18 protein-coding genes and 1 tRNA gene are annotated in these 18,323 nt (G+C 64.3%); 9 read left to right on the top strand and 10 right to left on the bottom strand.

Annotation, left to right across the window (positions count from 1 at the left end):
- The first annotated feature begins 49 nt into the window (after positions 1-49).
- Positions 50-126 (top strand) — tRNA-Met (locus tag EN861_RS23755).
- A 367-nt stretch (positions 127-493) separates the two neighbouring features.
- Here the strand turns inward: EN861_RS23755 and EN861_RS23750 are convergent.
- Positions 494-1,411, bottom strand: coding sequence for a LysR family transcriptional regulator (locus EN861_RS23750; protein ID WP_127872302.1), 918 nt, complete (start codon positions 1,409-1,411; stop codon positions 494-496).
- Between the two features lie 140 nt (positions 1,412-1,551).
- Here EN861_RS23750 and EN861_RS23745 point away from each other — a divergent pair, with 140 nt between their 5' ends.
- Together EN861_RS23745 and EN861_RS23740 are read left to right on the top strand one after the other, a co-directional pair.
- Positions 1,552-2,190: a DsbA family protein gene (locus EN861_RS23745; protein WP_127279804.1), complete on the top strand. Its 639-nt coding sequence runs from the start codon at positions 1,552-1,554 to the stop codon at positions 2,188-2,190.
- A gap of 40 nt (positions 2,191-2,230) precedes the next feature.
- Complete coding sequence (locus EN861_RS23740) at positions 2,231-2,842, top strand: NAD(P)-dependent oxidoreductase (RefSeq protein ID WP_127872303.1); 612 nt, start codon at positions 2,231-2,233, stop codon at positions 2,840-2,842.
- A 209-nt stretch (positions 2,843-3,051) separates the two neighbouring features.
- Here the strand turns inward: EN861_RS23740 and EN861_RS23735 are convergent, their stop codons facing one another.
- Entirely contained in the window at positions 3,052-4,497 is a 1,446-nt protein-coding gene (locus EN861_RS23735; protein ID WP_135865864.1) for an ROK family protein, read from the bottom strand.
- A 34-nt stretch (positions 4,498-4,531) separates the two neighbouring features.
- Positions 4,532-5,440, bottom strand: a complete 909-nt coding sequence (locus tag EN861_RS23730; RefSeq protein ID WP_135865862.1) for a tagatose-bisphosphate aldolase — start codon at positions 5,438-5,440, stop codon at positions 4,532-4,534.
- 280 nt (positions 5,441-5,720) lie between these two features.
- On the opposite strand from EN861_RS23730, the gene EN861_RS23725 reads away from it, so the two are divergent.
- The 4 genes from EN861_RS23725 to EN861_RS23710 all read left to right on the top strand — a co-directional run bounded on the left by EN861_RS23725 (position 5,721) and on the right by EN861_RS23710 (position 9,948).
- Positions 5,721-6,626 (top strand): sugar-binding transcriptional regulator, encoded by a 906-nt coding sequence (locus EN861_RS23725; protein WP_135865860.1) that lies wholly within the window; start codon positions 5,721-5,723, stop codon positions 6,624-6,626.
- Between the two features lie 432 nt (positions 6,627-7,058).
- Positions 7,059-8,036, top strand: a complete 978-nt coding sequence (locus tag EN861_RS23720; RefSeq protein ID WP_096457947.1) for an ABC transporter substrate-binding protein — start codon at positions 7,059-7,061, stop codon at positions 8,034-8,036.
- A gap of 102 nt (positions 8,037-8,138) precedes the next feature.
- On the top strand, positions 8,139-9,200 hold the full coding sequence (locus EN861_RS23715) for a ribose ABC transporter (RefSeq protein ID WP_127279899.1): 1,062 nt from the start codon (positions 8,139-8,141) through the stop codon (positions 9,198-9,200).
- Entirely contained in the window at positions 9,193-9,948 is a 756-nt protein-coding gene (locus EN861_RS23710; protein WP_127279898.1) for an ATP-binding cassette domain-containing protein, read from the top strand. The genes EN861_RS23715 and EN861_RS23710 overlap by 8 nt, the downstream gene beginning before the upstream one ends.
- A 37-nt stretch (positions 9,949-9,985) precedes the next feature.
- On the opposite strand, the gene EN861_RS23705 is transcribed toward EN861_RS23710, so the two are convergent.
- From EN861_RS23705 to EN861_RS23680, 5 genes are all read right to left on the bottom strand, one after another.
- Positions 9,986-10,762 (bottom strand): ATP-binding cassette domain-containing protein, encoded by a 777-nt coding sequence (locus tag EN861_RS23705; protein WP_135865858.1) that lies wholly within the window; start codon positions 10,760-10,762, stop codon positions 9,986-9,988.
- Complete coding sequence (locus tag EN861_RS23700) at positions 10,759-11,607, bottom strand: ABC transporter ATP-binding protein (RefSeq protein WP_189343707.1); 849 nt, start codon at positions 11,605-11,607, stop codon at positions 10,759-10,761. The genes EN861_RS23705 and EN861_RS23700 overlap by 4 nt, the downstream gene beginning before the upstream one ends.
- A complete protein-coding gene (locus EN861_RS23695) occupies positions 11,604-12,434 on the bottom strand; it encodes an ABC transporter permease (RefSeq protein WP_135865855.1) in 831 nt (276 codons plus the stop codon). Before EN861_RS23695 ends, EN861_RS23700 begins: the two co-directional genes overlap by 4 nt.
- Positions 12,431-13,417: an ABC transporter permease gene (locus tag EN861_RS23690; protein WP_127872311.1), complete on the bottom strand. Its 987-nt coding sequence runs from the start codon at positions 13,415-13,417 to the stop codon at positions 12,431-12,433. Before EN861_RS23690 ends, EN861_RS23695 begins: the two co-directional genes overlap by 4 nt.
- A 262-nt stretch (positions 13,418-13,679) precedes the next feature.
- Positions 13,680-15,290: an ABC transporter substrate-binding protein gene (locus tag EN861_RS23680; protein ID WP_135865853.1), complete on the bottom strand. Its 1,611-nt coding sequence runs from the start codon at positions 15,288-15,290 to the stop codon at positions 13,680-13,682.
- Positions 15,291-15,377: 87 nt separating this feature from the next.
- On the opposite strand from EN861_RS23680, the gene EN861_RS35875 reads away from it, so the two are divergent.
- Together EN861_RS35875 and EN861_RS23675 are read left to right on the top strand one after the other, a co-directional pair.
- Positions 15,378-15,599, top strand: coding sequence for a hypothetical protein (locus EN861_RS35875; RefSeq protein ID WP_145972053.1), 222 nt, complete (start codon positions 15,378-15,380; stop codon positions 15,597-15,599).
- Positions 15,600-15,658: 59 nt separating this feature from the next.
- On the top strand, positions 15,659-16,849 hold the full coding sequence (locus tag EN861_RS23675; RefSeq protein WP_127872313.1) for a Xaa-Pro peptidase family protein: 1,191 nt from the start codon (positions 15,659-15,661) through the stop codon (positions 16,847-16,849).
- A 177-nt stretch (positions 16,850-17,026) separates the two neighbouring features.
- Here the strand turns inward: EN861_RS23675 and EN861_RS23670 are convergent, their stop codons facing one another.
- Complete coding sequence (locus EN861_RS23670) at positions 17,027-17,443, bottom strand: cupin domain-containing protein (protein WP_135865851.1); 417 nt, start codon at positions 17,441-17,443, stop codon at positions 17,027-17,029.
- 6 nt (positions 17,444-17,449) lie between these two features.
- On the bottom strand, positions 17,450-18,316 hold the full coding sequence (locus EN861_RS23665; RefSeq protein WP_127872314.1) for a phosphoenolpyruvate hydrolase family protein: 867 nt from the start codon (positions 18,314-18,316) through the stop codon (positions 17,450-17,452).
- Positions 18,317-18,323 lie beyond the last annotated feature (7 nt).

Raw genomic sequence — 18,323 nt, 5'->3', positions numbered from 1 at the left:
TTCATTTGGCGGACAAACCTCTCGCAAGCTCTCGCTTGCAAATCGGTGGCGCGGGGTGGAGCAGCCCGGTAGCTCGTCAGGCTCATAACCTGAAGGTCACAGGTTCAAATCCTGTCCCCGCAACCAAATACAAATGAGCCCGCCATCGTGCGGGCTCTTTTGTATTTTGCTGTCGTGGCCCGCCGATCTTAACCTGTCATCAGCGGCCCGCAAGCAGGCCTTGCCGACGCAGCAGGACAAAAAACCAAATCCTCTCCCCGCAACCAAATTAAACCGCCCGCCTGGATCAAACCCGGCGGGCCGTTTCGCGTTCGCACCAGAGATCAATCCGCCCCCCAGGCGAGAACAAGCCCGCGACGCACAACAAACAAATCCCACCGACCAAAACAATCCATACAAACGCCCGTAGCAATCGCCGCGGGCGTTTTGTTTTTGGGAGATGGCATAACCGCTTTAATGTAAGTCATTCCTGACCTTCCGCGGCGGTCACATCTCACAGCATCGCGCTGCCGCGCGATCGTTTTTTCTCGGCGGCGGCGAGCAGGTCTACAAATACGCGTACCTTGGCGGGCCTGAACCTTGCCGGCGGAAAGACGGCGTGGATGCCGCCGGTGGGCAAGGCCCATTCGGCAAAGACCGGCACCAGCCGTCCTTCGGCGATATCATCGCTGACGCTGTAGTCGGGAAACACACCCAGCCCTATGCCGGCAAGCACGCAGGCGTGGGCGGCCGGGCTCTTGTCGCATGTGATGACCGGATTGAGCTCGGTCAGCACCTTGTCACCATTCCTGGAAAACAGCCATTGGCCGACACCGCGAAGCTGGGCGTTTCCGACCCAGGCCAGCGATCGCGCCTGGCGCGGGCTCACACCCTGCGGCAGGCTCGCGGCGAAGGCAGGACTTGCCACCACGATCTGCCGTATCGTGCCCAGGCGCCGCGCCTGGTTCGAGGAATCGGCAAGCCAGCCGACGCGGATGCCGAGGTCGATCTGCTCGTCGACCAGATTGCTTACCGCATCGTCGAAGATCGCCTCGACGCGCATATGCGGATAGGTTTTCAGATAGGCGGCGATGACCGGCGCAACGATCTTCGTGCCGTAGTCGAGCGGTGCGGTCAGTCTCAGCATTCCCGCCGGTTCGACGCCACCGCGCGAAATCTCGCCATAGGCGGCTTCCGCTTCCCGCAGAATGATCATTGCACGGTCATAGAAGAGGCGTCCCTCTTCTGTCGGTGTGACGCGGCGCGTCGTGCGTCGCATGAGAGACGCGCCCAGTTCTTCCTCGAGCTTGCCAATCTGATGGCTGACCACGGCTTTGGCGACGCCAAGTCGGTCGGCTGCCGATGTGAAGGACCCGGTCTCCATCACGGTGGTGAAGTAAATGAGTCGATTGAGGTTCAGCAGGTCGGCCAAAGTGATCGCTTTTGTCTGATTGGATCAGACAGTTTGTATTATTGGTAGCCATTTATCGCAAGACCGCCCGCTGCCACATATGGGCCAGGACATTTGACGGTCAGGTCGCGGGGAGCCCCGCCAACGGACATCAGGCAATCATGCGCAACTCAGGCGTGACTTACCTTTTCGATCCGCTCTGCGGTTGGTGCTACGGCGCCACCCCAATGCTGGACAAATTGATGGCAGGCGGCGTGCGCGTCGAATTGCTGGCGACCGGCCTGTTTTCCGGCGCCGGCGCGCGTCCGATGGATGAGGGGTTTGCCGCCCATGCCTGGGCCAACGATCAGCGTATCGAACGTCTGACGGGACAGCCGTTCACGCAGGCTTATCAGCGCAACGTTCTAAACGTTCGTGGCACTCTGCTGGACTCCCATACCGCCACGCTCGCCATCAGCGCCGCAGGCCTGGAAGATCCCGGCCGGCGGCTGACCGCGCTGAAGGCGATCCAGCGGGCACGCTATGTCGACGGCCGCGATATCGTCACCGCCGGCGGTGTCGCCGAGGTGCTCTCCGCCGCTGGCATGGCGGATGCGGGCGAGTTGCTGGCGGCGCCAACGGAGCGGCTGCTGACGGCTCACCGCGAACTGGTCGGTCGCGGCCGCGCGTTGTTCCAGCGCTTGCATGCCAATGGCGTGCCTTCGCTGGCGGTCATCCGCAACGAAGCGCCCCGGCTCATCGGTTCGAACGCGCTGTTCGGCAGCTTCGACAATCTCGTCGCCCATATCGCTGCGGCCTGATCTCCACCCAATCAGCCTCCAACAGGAAATGGAAGAAGACATGGCAAAAGTTGCTCTTATCGGCGCCTCCGGCGCCGTCGGTTCGCGCCTGCTCAAGGAACTCTCCGACCGTGGCCATACGGTCACCGGCATCGCCCGCAGCCCGGAAAAGATCGCGGCGCTGCCCGGCGTGACCGCCAGAAAAGGCGATGTCTTTGACAGGCAAGGTCTCGCCGATTTGATCCGCGGACACGACGTGGTGATCAGCTCGGTGCATTTCCTGGACAGCGACCCCGATACGTTGATCGCAGCGGTGCGTGACTCCGGCGTGAAGCGGTATCTCGTCGTGGGCGGCGCGGGCAGTCTCGAAGTCGCGCCCGGCAAGCGGCTGGTCGACACTCCCGAATTCCCCGAGATCTACAAGGCCGAAGCACAGAAGGGCGCCGACTTCCTGGATAAGCTCAAGACGGTCGGCGATCTCGACTGGACGCTCCTGTCGCCTTCGGCCCTGTTCGTCCCAGGCGAGCGCACCGGCAAATACCGTCTCGGCAAGGACACGCTTCTCGCCTCGGACAAGGGCAGCAGCATTTCCTTCGAGGACTATGCCATCGTCCTGGTCGACGAGATCGAGAAGCCGGCGCATGTTAGGCAGCGCTTCACCGTCGGCTATTGATACAGCGCTGCGCAAGTGACGAGCGTCGCAAAGTGACCGCTCGTCATCTTCGCTAGTCCTCAGGCTGGAAACGCGGGCCGGCGATTGCCGTGATGACCGAGATCATGGATGCCATGAGGCTGAAGCGGCGGCATGCCGAATCCGCCTGGCAGATCGCTCGCAGGACGCTTCGGCTGCCGCCGGCATGACCGGCGCTGGCACCGAGCGACTCAGGCGTCGCTGGCCAAGGTCGCGCGCAGCCATGCGGTGATGGCATCGAAGTCGATCGGCCGCGTGGTGTCGACGTCGAACAGCGGTCCGCGCCGCAGCGGTTCGGCGCGCTTGGCCAGTTCAATCAGTTCAGGGATGTAGGCAGCGCCGGGATGGCCGGGGAGGCGCTGGCCGAGCCTGGCGCCATAACGTTCGGCCAGAACCTCGCCGGGCGCGTGGCACCAGATTTCGACGGTATGTTCGACGCCGGCCCTGCGCAGATGATCCTCGAGCACTTGCCGCGGCTGGAAACCGAACCAGGCATCGACGATGAAGGTGCTGCCGGCCGGGGCGTCGCCGACCAGCGACCAGATTGCCTGGTAGCTGGCGCGGCCGAGTGTGCGGTTGAATTCGCGGTCGGCACCGCCGAGCACTTCGAGGAACGGGTTCTTGACCGTATCGAGTGCAAGCAGCGGCCATCCCATGCGGTTGGCGATGCCGCGTGACACGGTGCTCTTGCCGCTGGCCGGGATGCCGTTGACGAGCACGGCGCGTCTGGCGCGGCCAAGGTTAACGGAAAGCGATGTCGATGCCGGAGCCGAAAGCGCCTGGAGCCCGGCGCCGATCACACCGGCATCGTCGCCGAGCTGTGCCGGTTCGACCGGGCATTGGTACCAGGGCGCCAGCGCCGGCGCGTGGCCGAGCGCTCTGTGTGCCGCGAGGCCAAGCCCACCGCCAAGCAGGACGACATCGGGGTCGAACATGGCGACGGTGGTATCGATCGCCGCGCGCAGCGGCCTTGCCCAGGCTTCCAGTATGCTGCGCGCCTCGATATCGCCGGCCACGTCGCGAGCAAAGAGCTGGTCGACCGAAACGTCAGGCCCAAAGCCGGCGCGCGCGATGTGGCGGCCAAGCGCCGTGCCGGAACTGGTGGTTTCGACACAGCCGCGCCGCCCGCAGGCACAGACCTCGCCGTCGACGTCGACGGTGATGTGGCCAAGTTGCCCCGCCGTTGCCCGGCCGCGCATGATCCGTCGGTTCTGGGCGACGGCGCCGCCAATGCCGGTGCCGATGGTGAACATGGCGATGTTGTCGTGGCCCCGGCCGGCGCCAAGGGCCATCTCGGCGGCCAGCGCCATGTTGCAGTCATTGTCGAGGACAACAGGCTTGCCGGTCATGCTTTCCAGCCGCTGCGCGAGCGCGACCGAGGCAAGGTTGACGTAACCTCCCGACAGGACAGCGCCGCGGCGCGCGTCGACGCGTCCGGGAACACCGACGCCGATGGCCGCCACGTCGGGCGTATCGAGAAGGCGCACCATGTCGGCGATCCGGCCAAGCACCAGTTCCGGGTCGGGTGCGCTTTTCTCGCTGAGGCGTTTGAGGATTTCACCCGTGCCCGAGATGCGGGCGGCACGCAAATTGGTGCCGCCGATATCGATCCCTATGGCCATCGACTTATGTGGCATGATGTCCTGCACGTGCCGGTGATCCAACGGAATGTCAGGCGGCGGCCTTTTGCCGATAGTGCCCGATCACCGCCTGGATCTCGCGCAATCGCGGCACCGCGATGGTCTTAAGCCTTTCGCGCTGAATGTCACGGTCGAGCGAGATACAGTCCTTCCACAGTGAACGGCCGGCGATCACGCCGGAGGCACCATTTTGCATGGCGATCTCGACCTGGCCGAGGAAGGTGGCGTGGTTGACGCCAGCCGAAAGTACGGCCCACGGCACTTCGCCGGCCATTTTTGTGATATTGGCACAGGCTTCCGGCGTTCCGGGGTAGGGAAGCTTCAGCACCTTTGCGCCGCATTCCAGCGAAATCCTGGTACCTTCCTCGACCAGCCAGGGCGTCTTGGCCGCATAGTCTTCCGGACTTTCTCCGTCGAGCTGATAGGTCAGGAATTCGACGACGAGCAGCAGGTCCTCTTTGCCGAAGTCGGTAATGCACTGGCGCAGGATGGCGATGTTGTGTTCGTTGGCCTGCGGCTTGTCGGCCCTGAGATAGACCATGATCTTGCCGCCCGTGCCGCCGAGTTCGCGCACGCGCCGCGCGTCGATGCCGGGAACCAGCCGCGACAGGCGGTAGCCTTCCGGCGAAAGGTCGAACCCGGACGCGTCGAGGCCGATGAGGAGTGCGGTATCCCGGTTCAGCACGCCCTCGTCGACCACTCTCGGCACCGCGCAGAGCGGGTCGAGCAGCACGCAGGACGCAGCGCTTGCGAGGTAGCGCGTGATGTCGGCCTTGGTGTCGCCGAGCATGTCGTTGGTGATCCTGGCCTGGTCCGCGGGATCCGACGCCAGCAAGGTGCGCATGCCGCCGCGCTGGTCGCAAGCGATGGCCACCATGGCGCCGTCCTTGCCGCATATCTGCTGGTAGCCGCGCAGTTCCGCGGTGGTCATCTTCGTCATGGTTTTCTGTCCGATGTTGGCGCTCTCTCGCCGAGGCGCTGATCCCGTGGAAACAATGGTCAGTTTGCCTGCCTGCCGGCAGGAAGATTTTGCCGCCTGATGCATCGCCGGCTGCCAGCACAAGCAGCCTTGCCGGCGCGTGGCCTGGTATGGCCCTCAAGTTGCGAGTTCACCGGATTTGCGCGATAACTCCCATCGGCGTATACGTGTGTAACACGTTGCTGAAAGGAATTGCAAGCTGTCTGTTCCCTCCGTCCAGGACGCGACCGCATCGCGCACGATGCTGCACACGGTTGCCAAGCTGCACTATGTGGAGGAGATGTCGCAGGTCGACATAGCGCGGCAGCTCGGTGTCTCCACTGCGACGATTTCGCGTTTGCTGCAGAGGGCGCGGGCCGAGGGCATCGTGCGCATCGAGGTCATCGACCTGGCGACGCCGGAGGATATCACCAGGCAACTGGTCGACGGGCTGAAATTGCGGGATGCCGCGGTTGTCGAGACGCCGGCGGCGGGTGGGTTGACGGCGCTTTCCGCCCCGCTTGGCGCTTTGCTCAGGCAGGCGCAGCTGGTTGCCGGCTCCGTGGTCGCCATCGGTTGGGGGCGCGCCGTGCGCGAGGTCATCCGATCCGGCCTGCCGCGCATGCCGGGCGTGCTGACAGTGGCAGCAACCGGCGGCATGCAGCAGCACGCGGCGCATTTCCAGGTCAACGAATTCGTGCGGCTTGCCGCGGAGGAGTTCGGCGGCACACCGCGCTTCATCCACGCCCCCTATTTGCCGTCGAGCGAGCTGCGTGAGGTCTTCCTGCGCGACGCCGCCATCCGCGACGCCGTCGCCTTGTGGGAGAGAACCGATGTGGCGATCGTCGGCATCGGCCTGCCGCACGCCATAAACGCGCCCGAGGCGAGCGCAGCCACGCCGAGCGAGCAGGCGCTGGTTCACGCGGCCGGCGACGTGCTGCGTCATTACTTCGATGCAGAAGGCGCCCTGATCGCCTGGGAAGGGGAGAGCCGTATGATCGCCATGTCGCCGGCGCAGCTTCGCGCCGTGCCGCTGGTGATCGGCGTCGCCGCCTCGCCTGAGAAGGCGACGGCAATTATCGGCGCCGTTCGTTCCGGGCTCATCAACACGCTGGTGACGGATACCAAGACGGCGCAGGCCGTCCTCGCGGTTCTTGCAACGCGATAGCGGCAGATATGCCGGACGGATGCCGCGCCGTGGCGCGGAGAGAAGCCGTTGCGAAATCGATTGTATCGCCGTGGAGTCGGGACGATAGTTCGCCTGGGCTCCGAGGAGCAGTCGGATGGTGTCTGGAAAAGGCTGCGTTGCCGTCTCGGAAAAACCGAGTTGCAATTTATTTCTGCAAAGTGTTACAAATTGCGGACCCGGCGTGCAGGGCATGCCGGGCGCCGTGGTTGCCTGACGTCGCGGAGGCGAGGAAAGCGAGCACGGCGATTGTGCCGGTCGGCTGGCCGGCTGACAGACTGGAGGGCGCTTGGGAGGAGCTGCCCGCGAAAGGCAAACAGGCGTTCCCGGCCGTCGGCATCCTGCCCCCGCGCGGATGACGGCCATTCCAATGTCACCGCAAACGGCAGAATTGCCAACAATGAGGAGGATGTCATGAAGAAGATCGTTGCCGCGCTCGCGGCGCTTGCCGTCAGCGCGACGGTGCTGATGGCGCCCGCGCAGGCACAGGACAAGAAATACACCATTGCGCTCATTCCGGGTCTCACCACCGATGGCTTCTACATCACCATGCGCAAGGGTGCTCAGGCGGCTGCCGATGCGCTCGGCGTGAACCTGGTCTTCCAGGGTGCTCCGGACTTCAACCCGGTCACCCAGGTGCCGGTGCTCGACGCAGTCATCGCCAAGAAGCCGGACGCGATCCTGATCGCGCCGACCGACAAGGTTCAGCTGGTGGAACCGCTGCGCAAGGCCAATGATGCCGGCATCCCGGTCATAACCGTCGACACTTTCATCGGCAGCGGCGTCTACCAGACGGGTGCCGGCGACGCCGATTTCCCGCTGGCCTACATTGCCTCGGACAATGTGCTGGGCGGCGAGATCGCGGCGCGGGCGCTGGCCACCGCCATTGGCGACAAGGGCAAGGTCTATGTGTCGAACGTCAAGCCCGGCATTTCGACCACCGACCAGCGCGAAGAAGGCTTCAAGAAGGAGATGGCCAAGCATACCGGCATCACCGTTCTGGAAACCCAGTTCAATGACGACGACGCCAACAAGGCCGCCTCGCAGCTGCAGGCTGTCTTCGCGCGCAATCCCGATCTCGTCGGCGTGTTCGGCGCCAACCTATTCTCGGCGCTCGGCGCCGCCAACGGCGTCAAGCAGGCGGGACAGACGGGTACCGTCAAGGTGGTTGCCTTCGATGCGCCGACCAGCATCGTCGACAACATCAACACCGGCCTCGTGGACGTGGCAATCGCCCAGCATCCGGCCGAGATCGGCTATTACGGCGTCGTTTCGGCCTATGCCCACCTGACCGGCCATTCGATCCCGGTCACGATCGGCACCGGCTTCACGATCATGGACAAGTCCAACATCGCGGACCCGAACATCTCGAAGTATCTCTACTCCGAGTAAGCCCAGACGAGCTTGGCTCCTCCCGGTTTTGCCGGGGGGGGTCGTGCCGGGTCCCGCAAAAGGGCGGGGCCTGTTTGAAGGCAGCCGCGCCGCGGAGTATTCATGACCTCGACATCACCAGCCCAGCCTGCCGAGAAGCATGTCGCCCCCCAGGCCGATCATGGCGATCCGGCCAGGAGCCTGATCGGACGCATCGCCGAAGGGCGCGCCTGGCTGTTCCTTGCCGGCCTGATCATCTGTTTCGAGATATGGTCGAGATACGCCTTCGGCGCGACGTTCGTGCTCAACCCGTTCAACCTGCAATCCATCGCGATCTTCGCGATAGCGCCGCTGCTGCTGGCGACCGGCCAGACCTTCGTCATCATTTCAGGCGGCATCGACCTGTCGCTCGGCTTCATCATGGGCCTTGCCGCAGTCGTTGCCGCGCATGCCACCAATATGGCGGGCGCCGCCATTCCCTTGCCGCTGGCCATGCTCGCGGGCATCCTCGCCGCCGTGATCGTTGCCGGTGTGCCCGGCATCATCAATGGTCTGCTGATCTCACGCCTCAGGGTGCCGCCGTTCATCGGTACGCTCGGCATGTTCGGCGTCGCGCGCGGCGTTGCCTTCCTGCTTGCCGGCGGCACCACGGTGCCGGTGCAGAATTCTTGGTTCGCGCTGCTCGGCAACGGCAAGTTCTATGGCGTGCCCTATCTGGTCATGATCGCTGCCGTCTTCGTCATCGGCATGCACTACCTGCTCAGCCAGACGCGGTTCGGCCAGCACAATTATGCCATCGGCGCCAATGTGCAGGCGGCGCGGCGCGCCGGCATCGATATCAGGGGCCACATATTGCGGCTCTATGTGCTGTCGGCGATGTGCGCCGGCCTTGGCGGGGCGCTCTACGCAGCGCGCTTCACCGCCGGTGCGGCACAAGCCGGCGAGCCGCTGCTGCTCGACAGCGTCGCGGCGGTGGTGATCGGCGGCGCCAGCCTGTTCGGCGGCTCCGGCACGATCCTGGGCACGGTCGCCGGCGCGCTGGTGATCGCGGTCATCCAGTACGGGCTGGTCTTCGTCAATGTCGAGCCGTTCTGGCAATTCATCGCCGTCGGCGTCGTCATCATCATTTCCGTGCTCATAGACCAGGCGCAGCGCCGGTTCAGTGGAGGCCGCCAGGATGAATAGCACCGACCAGAACACCCCCTTGCTCGAAGTCCGCAACCTGTCCAAGCATTTTGGCGCCGTGCGTGCACTCAGCGATTTCTCCATGGCCGTGCGGCCGGGCGAAGTGGTGGCGCTTGCCGGCGACAATGGCGCCGGCAAGACGACGCTGATCAAGGCGATCTCGGGCGTGTTCCAGCCGACGGGGGGCGAAATCCTGCTCGGTGGCCAGCCAGTGGCTTTCGCGACGCCGCAGGAGGCGCGCGAAAAAGGCATCGAGACGATCTACCAGGATCTGGCTCTGGCCGACAATCTGTCGATCGGCGCCAACATCTTCCTTGGCCGCGAACCGATGCGCAAGGCGTTCGGCTTCCTGCCGGTGCTCGATCGCAAGGCGATGGCAGAGGCCGCCAGGGAGACGATGAAGCGGCTCGATTTCCATGTCAGCCGGATGAACGCCCCGGTCAGCAATTTCTCCGGCGGCCAGCGCCAGGCCGTCGCCATCGGCCGCGCCGTCTACTGGGATGCGCAGATCCTGATCATGGACGAACCGACGGCGGCATTGGGCGTGCCGGAGCAGCGCAAGGTGATCTCGCTGATCCACCAGCTCAAGGCGCAAGGACGCGGCGTGATCTTCATCTCGCACAATCTGCAGGACATCTTCGCGGTTTCGGACCGCATCGTCGTGCTGCGGCGCGGCGTTCAGGCCGGCGAGCGCAAGATTTCGGAGACCAACCATGATGAGGTCGTCAGGCTGATGGTCGGGGGATAGGCGGGTTCTCTCAGTGTGATCTTGCTCGAAGACCGGATCATGGTCTGCTTCTGTCCAATCTGGGCGCGGCCGCCACCAGCGCCTTGCCGACGGCCGATTGCGGTGCGTCGATAACGGTTCGGGCATCGCCGCTCTCGGCAATCCGCCCGCCGTCGAGAAGGATGACGCGGTGGGCGATCGCGCGCACCACGCCGAGATCATGCGAAATGAAGAGATAGGCGATCCGTTCCTGGTGCTGCAGGTCGAGCAGGAGATCGAGGATCTGGCCGCGCACCGAGACATCGAGCGCCGACACCGCTTCATCAAGCACGATCAGCGACGGCTTGGTGGCGATGGCGCGGGCAATCGCCACGCGTTGCCGCTGGCCGCCGGAGATTTCATGGATGGCGCGCGGTGCAAGACCGGCCGCAAGGCCGACCCGCTCCAGCAAGGCAGCGATGCGGCGCGGCCGCTCGGAGCGCGAGGCGACGCCATGAATGCGCAAAGGGTCGTCGAGGACGCGCGCCACGGTGGCGCGTGGGTTGAAGGCGGCGAGCGGATCTTGGAACACCATTTGCAGGCGGGCGCGGCGCACACGCAAGGGCGCGCCGCGCAGCGCCAAGAAATCATCGCCTTCGAATTCGATGCCTCCGCCATCCGGCTCGATCAAGCGCAACACCAGTCGCGCGATCGTCGATTTGCCGCTGCCGGAAGGCCCGGCCAGCGCCAGTGTTTCGCCGGGTTCGACATGAAAGGAGACATCGTCCACCGCGGCGAGGGTCTTGCCGCCGCGACCATAGCGTTTGGTGAGCTTGGACACCGTCAGCAGGCTCATCCATTCAGCCCGCTTCGGTTCAGCAAGGGTTGGGCGTCGAGGCCGATATGGGCGTCGAGCAGCGCGCGCGTGTAGGCTTGGGCGGGTGCGTCGATCATCTGCGCCGTCTTGCCAAGCTCCACCAACTGGCCATGTCGGAAGACCGCGATGCGTTCGGCAAGTTCGGCGGCGAGCGCGATGTCATGGCTGATGAACAGCAGCGTCATGCCGTCCTCTGCCACCAGCCGTCGGATCAGCACGACGATCTCGGCCTGCACGATGGTGTCGAGCGCGCTGGTTGCCTCGTCGGCGATCAGCAGTTTCGGCCCGGCGACAATCGCGGCGGCAATCGCCACACGCTGCTTCTGGCCGCCGGAAAGCTGGTGCGGGAAGGCGCGCAGGGCGGAGTCAGGGTCGGGCAAGCGGACGCGTTCGAGGAGGGTTCTGGCCTTGGCGTATGCCTGCTGCCATGTGAGGCCGAGATGGGTGCGGGCGACTTCGGCGATCTGCTTGCCGATGGTCATCACGGGATCGAGGCTTGCGGAGGGATCCTGAAAGACGAAGCCGATGTCGCGGCCGAGGAGGGGTGTCAGGTTTTGTCCGGAGTGAGACTTTGGCGTTCTGCGTTCTACGGCATCCAACGTTGGTAGAGAGAACCACTCGATGCTGCCTTCAATTTTCGAAGACAGTGGCAACAACCCCGCGATCGCCAGCGCCAGGGTGCTCTTGCCCGAACCGCTTTCACCGATGATCGCAAGCCGTTCGCCTGCGTGGAGATCGATAGTGATGTTCTTCAGCGCCGTGACCTCGATGCCATCGCCGCGGTAGGTCACCGAGAGATCGCGGATCGACGCCAGCGCGGTCACGACAGGCCCCTGCGCACGGCCGTCGTCTCGACGATGCCTTCGCCGGCGAGATAGACGCTCAATACCGTCAACACCAGCGCAATGCCCGGGACGATCGACAGGAACGGCGCGGTGCGCAAGACAGTGCGGCCTTCCGCGATCATGCCGCCCCAGGTGACCCGGTTGGGATCGCCGAGGCCAAGGAAGGACAGGGCCGCTTCGGTGAGGATCGCGGCGGCGACGATCACCGATGACATCGCCAGCACCGGCGGCAAGGCGTTGGGCAGCACTTCGCGAAAGGCGATCTCCATTGGATGCATGCCGATGACACGGGCACCGGCGACATAGTCGCGCTCGCGGATCGACAGCACTTCCGCGCGGGCAATGCGCGCCGGTCCAGTCCAGGTTCCGAGCGCTATGGCCACGACAACGACGCCGAGCGAGGGGCCAACCACGCTGACGAAAGCCAGCGCCAGTAGGAAACCAGGCACGGTCTGGAACGCGTCGGCAATGCGCATCAGCACTTCGTCGACGAGGCCGCCGGCAAAGCCGGCCAGCGTGCCGACGATCGCACCGACGACAAGGGCCGCGGCGGCCGCGGCGAGGCCGACAGCCAGCGAGGTGCGGGCGCCGTGGAACAGTTCGGCCAGCACGTCACGGCCGAGCCGATCGGTGCCGAGCGGCAGCGACCAATCCTGGAATGGCGGCAGCAGCGCGGGGCCGGCAATGGCTTGCGGATCCCCGGGAAACAGTAGCGAGGCCGACAGCGCCATGGCGAACAGCACCGCCAGAAGGAGAGTGCCGGCAACCGCCTCGGGCGTGCGCAGGAAGCGGCGCAGACGGCTCATGCGCCCGCCTCGCTGGCGCCGACGCGGGGGTCGAGAAAGGCATAGGCGATGTCGACGAGCAGGTTGATGAGGATGACGAGCACCGCGCTTGTGAGGATGATGCCAAGCAGCAAGGGGGTGTCGCGCGCGGCCACCGCTTCCTGCGCCAGCCGGCCGAGGCCGGGCACAGCAAAGACGCTCTCGATGACGACGCTGCCGCCCAGCATCTGCGCCGATTGCAGGCCAAGCATGGTGACCAGCGGCAAAAGTGCGTTGCGGGCGACATGAGCGAGCACGATGCGGCGGCGCGAAAGCCCCCTGGCGCGGGCGGCCAGCACGAAATCCTGGCGCCAGGCCTCGGCCATGCCGGCGCGCATCATGCGCAGATAGAGCGCCAGGTAGATGAAGCCGAGCGCGGATACCGGCAGCACCAGATGGATGGCGATGTCGGCGGCGCGGTCGAGACCGGTCCTGTCCGATGCCAGGGTTTCGATGCCGCCGATCGGCAACCAGCGCAGATCGACGGCGAAGATCACGATCAGCACCAGGCCGAGCCAGAAGCCAGGCACCGCGTAGAGCGCCAGCGAGGCGACGGAGAGAAAACGGTCGCGGAAGCTGCCGGGCCTTGCGCCGGCATAGATGCCGAGCGCCGAGCCGAGGCCGAAGGAGAGCGCGGTGGCGCTGACCATCAGGATGAGCGTGGTCGGCAGGCGTTCCAAGATGACATCGCGGATCGGCCGGGAGAAAGTGACGGACTGGCCGAGGTCGAGATGCAGCAATGCCCAGAGATAGTTGGCGAGCCGGGTCAACTCCGACTGGTCAAGGCCCCAGCGATGGCGCAAGAGCTCGATCATGCCGGCGTCGCCGCCGGTCGAGACGATATAGGCGTCGACTGCGTCGCCGGGCGCGGCTTCAAGGAGAAGGAAGGTGCCGATGACGACGATAAGCAGAACGAAGATGCTGCCGATGAGGCGACGACGCAGGAGGACGAGGGCGCGAGTCATAATGATGGGACGCCGCTTGTAAACTTCTGAGGCCGTGCTCCACGGCGCCCCCCTCTGTCCTGCCGGACATCTCCCCCACTTGGGGGGAGATCAGTTGTCATCGCGGCTTTCGCCAATCGCCAACGTTGCAGGGAAGTGCGAGGCGCGGAAACCGCCAATCTCCCCCCTTGTGGGGGAGATGTCCGGCAGGACAGAGGGGGGCGCGAAGGAACTCTCATTCTCCGAATCTGAGCACCCCAAACTTCGATCCGCAAGTGCGGGATCAGCCCGCCAAATAGGTGTCCGCCCAGTTCGACACCGCCCAGCGCGGGTTGTTGGCGATGTTGCCCACCTTGTCACTGGCGACGCTGATAAAACTCCATTCGGCGACGTTGATCAGCGGCAGGTCGGCCGTGACTTGCCTCTGGAACTCCTTGTAGAGGTCGGTACGCGCCGTGGTGTCGAGCGTTTCCGATGCCTTGGTGATCAGCGCGTCGAGCGCAGGGTTTTTGTAGCCGCCCTGGTTGGAGAACGGCACGCCATCCGGAATGCCGCTCTGCACCAGGATGGTAGTCGAGATCGCCGGGTCGCCGCGGAAGACCGGCGGGCCGACCGCGAGGTCGAAGGCGTGGTCGGTGTAGACTGCCTTGATGTGGGCGGCCGAGTCGTTGTTGACCAGTTGCGCGTCGATGCCGATTGCCGCGAGCGCCTGGCGCAGATAGTCGCCGAACTGTTTGGTCTCGTTGAAATAGGGGGCCGGCAAGAGCTTGAGCGAGAAGCGGTTGCCGTCGGCGCCCTTCTTGTAGCCTGCCTCGTCGAGCAGGGCGTTGGCCTTGGCGACATCGAAGGCATAGGTCGGCACGTCGGCGGCGTAGAATTGCGGATCGTTCTTCGGCACCGGGCCGGTGGCGGTGGCGGCATAGCCGAGGAACACCGTCTTGACGACGAAATCCTTGTCGATGGCATGCGCGATGGCCTGGCGCACTTTCACATCGGCCAGTTCCTTGCGGCGATGGTTGATCTCGACGACGAGTTGGTAGGTCAGGCCCTCATAGCCCTTGGTGATGACCTTCAGGCCGGGAACCTTGGAGATTCGGTCGAGGTCGGCCAGCGGCACGGCCGAGAAAGCCGCGAGCTGGATTTCCTGCGCTTCCAGCGCCGCAGCGGCCGAGGTGCGGTCGGGCAGGACCTGATAGATGATCTCGTCGAGATAGGGCTCGTCCTTGCCCCAATAGTCCGTGTTCTTCGTCAGCCGGTAATACTGGCCGGCCTTGTACTCGCCGAACTTGAACGGACCGGTACCGATCGGCGCGTTGTTGGCCGGGTTGTCCTCGATCTTGCCGACCTCGTAGACGTGCTTCGGCACCACGCTCGACAGCGCCGGCAGGGCGTTGCGGATCAGCTGGAACGGCGTCGGCTTGGCGAATTTGAACACGGCGGTCAGATCGTCTGGTGTGTCGACCGCGGTGAGGTCCTTGAACACGGTGCGGCCGAGATTCTGCAGCGGCTTCCAGATCTGCAGCGCCGAGAAGGCGACGTCGGCCGAAGTGAATGGCTTGCCGTCATGCCATTTGACTCCTTCGCGCAGCTTGAATGTCGCCGACAGTCCGTCGGTGGCCCCTTCCCAGCTCACCGCCAGCCGTGGCGCAAGCCCGTCCTTGCCGTCGAAGGAGGCTTCCGCCAGCGTCTCGACGATCTTGCTGGAGATGAAGAAAACCCCGTTCGAGGCGACGATCGCCGGGTTGAGATTGCGCGGCTCGGAGTCGGCGGCAAGCACGAGCCGGCCACCCTTCTTCGGCGTCTGTGCCCAAGCCAGCGCCGGCATGGCCGTGGAGGCCAGCAGCATTGCCGAACCGGTAAGCATGGTGCGTCTGGAAATGGTGAAACCTGACATGATCGAACTCGTCCTCTCCGCGCGACCCGACCCGGGCGCGACACCCCTCGAACGCCGGCGTGCATCGGCATCCTTGCGGCGGGGATTATGAGCCTTGCGAAGGGTTTCGCCAGAGACGGAATTGGCGCATCCTTGCTTGGCTTTGAAATTTTCGTCCGCTGGACCAGTTTAGCTAAAGTCCGTTCAATTCGGTTTCTGGTAGGACCAGATATGCGCATATCTGGACAGAATGCCGGCTCGATGCGCGCATGGATGGGCATTCATAACGTTTCTGGCTGGACCAGAGTGAACAAAATAGTGCAGATTTGATCGCGAGCCATCGGATCGCTGCGAAACAGCGTCGATCCCGGCAATTCAGGGAGTGAGTGATGAACATTGCGCCAGGCAAGAGTGCCGTCAGCAATATCCCGTTCGACCAGGCACGGGTGGACCGGCTGATGGAGGAGGCCGGCATCGACGTGCTGCTCGCGACCTCCAAGCACAACACACAGTACCTGTTGGGCGGCTACAAGTTCATCTTCTTTGCCGCCATGGATGCGATCGGCCACAGCCGTTACCTGCCGATCGTCGTCTACGAAAAGGGCGGGCCGGATCATGCGGCCTATATCGGCAACCGCATGGAGGGCGGCGAGCACCAGAACCATCCGTTCTGGACGCCGACGCTGCATGCCGCCTGCTGGGGCACGCTCGACGCCGCGAACCTCGCCGTCGAGCATGTCAGGAAGATCGGCAAGGAGGGCGCGCGCATCGGTATCGAACCCGGCTTCCTGCCGTCGGACGCCTATGCGCTGATCCGCAAGGCATTGCCCGACGCGAAATTGATCGACGCGACCGAGATGCTGGAGCGCATGCGTGCCATCAAGACCGATGCCGAGCTCGAAAAGCTGCGCACCGCCTCCGAGTTGATCACCGATTCCATGCTGGCGACCATTGCCTGGGCGCATGAAGGCACGACCAAGGCCGAGATGATCGAGCAGGTCAGGCGCGAGGAGACCAATCGCGGCGCGCATTTCGAATATTGCCTGCTGACGCTTGGCTCCAGCCACAACCGCGCCGCCTCGCCACAGGCGTGGAAGAAGGGCGAGGTGCTGTCGATCGATTCCGGCGGCAATTATCACGGCTATATCGGCGACCTCTGCCGGATGGGCATTCTGGGCGAACCCGATGCCGAGTTGGAGGATCTGCTGGCCGAGGTCGAGACGGTGCAGCAGGCGGCGTTTTCGAAGGTCAGGGCAGGTGTGCTGGGCGGCGACATGATTGCTTACGCCGAGGGCGTGCTGAAGAAATCCAAAGTCGCGCCCTATACGGATTTCTTCGCCCACGGCATGGGCTTGATCACCCATGAGGCGCCGTTCCTGATGACCAACCATCCGGTGACCTATGAAGGCACCTATGCGGCCAAACCGCTTGAGAAAAACATGGTGCTGTCGGTGGAGACCACCATGCTTCACCCGACGCGCGGCTTCATCAAGCTGGAGGACACGCTGGCGGTGACTGAGGCGGGATATGTGATGTTTGGCGATCGCGGGCGGGGTTGGAATAGGGGTGGGATTTCATGATGCCCAAGGCTGGCGCTGCCCCTCATCCGCCTGCCGGCACCTTCTCCCCGTAGAACGGGGAGAAGAACGCAGCTTCGGCGATTGGCGAAAGCGGCGATGACAGCATATTTCTCCCCGTCACTATACGGGGAGAAATGTCCGGCAGGACAATGAGGGGCGGCGCGACCCTCGAAGGGTTCACTCCCCCGCCGGGATCAGCCTGAAATCCGGAAGCTCCCTTAGCATCAGTTCCGGCCCGGCCGGCGAATAGACCACAAACAGCTGCATCGGCCCGTCACCAGTGTTGAGCGTCGAGTGGAACCGGCTTTCCGGCACATAGATTGTGCAGCCGGGGCCAACCTTTTCGACCACCGGATTGCCCTTCTCGTCCTCGACCATCTGTTCGCCGTGGCCCGAAATGACGAAGATGATTTCCTCGGCGCCCGGATGGTTGTGGCGGGTATGGCCCTTGCCCGAGGGCAGGTCGACGACGCCGCCGGAAAAGCGGGTCGCGCCATTCACTTCGGGCGCAACGGTCAGGGACAATTTCCCCCAGTCGAAGCCGAAGGCGCTGACGTCCTTCGGATAGACAAACACCTTGCTCTTGTCGGTCATCTCTCATCATCCCTTCTTTTTCTTCGCGGGCGCTCTGTCGTCGCCCAGTGTGACGGCCTTGAAATCCGCCGTCTGCCTGGCGATCGCGGCTTCCGCCGGCAGCCGTTCCATCGAGCTCGCGCCATAGAAGCCGTGCAGGCCCTTGGCATGGGAGAGGATGTAGCGCGCATCGTCCGGCATCGAGATCGGGCCGCCATGGCAAAGCAGGATAACATCCTTGCGCACCGAGCGCGCTGCCTCGGCAATGGCGTCGATGGCAACGACGCAGTCGTCGAGCGACCTGGCCGAGGTGGCGCCGATCGAGCCGCCCGTCGTCACCCCCATATGGGCGACGACGATGTCGGCTCCGGCCTTGGTCATGGCACGCGCTTCTTCGGGGTTGAAGACATAAGGCGTGGTCAAGAGGTCGAGCTTGTGCGCCTCGGCGATCATGTCGACCTCGAGGCCGAAGCCCATGCCGGTTTCTTCGAAACTCTGCCGCATGCTGCCGTCGAACAGGCCGATGGTCGGAAAATTCTGCACGCCGGAAAAGCCCATCGTCTTCAGTTCCGCCAAAAGCAGCGGCATGATGACGAAGGGATCGGTGCCGTTGACGCCGGCCAGCACCGGGGTCTTCTTGACCACCGGCAAGACCTCGTAGGCCATCTCCTTGACGATCTCGTTGGCGTTGCCATAGGCGAGCAGGCCGGCGGCCGAGCCGCGACCCGCCATGCGGTAGCGGCCGGAATTGTAGATGATGATCAGGTCGATGCCGCCGGCTTCCTCGGCCTTGGCCGACAGGCCGGTGCCGGCGCCGCCGCCGACGATCGGCACGCCCTTGTCGATCATTCCCCTGAACTTCTTCAATATGTCCTTGCGCGGTATGGCTGGCATGTCTGGG

It is taken from the genome of Mesorhizobium sp. M8A.F.Ca.ET.218.01.1.1, assembly GCF_004791165.1.
Lineage (GTDB): Bacteria > Pseudomonadota > Alphaproteobacteria > Rhizobiales > Rhizobiaceae > Mesorhizobium.
This window is presented reverse-complemented; position numbering and strand designations above follow the sequence as displayed.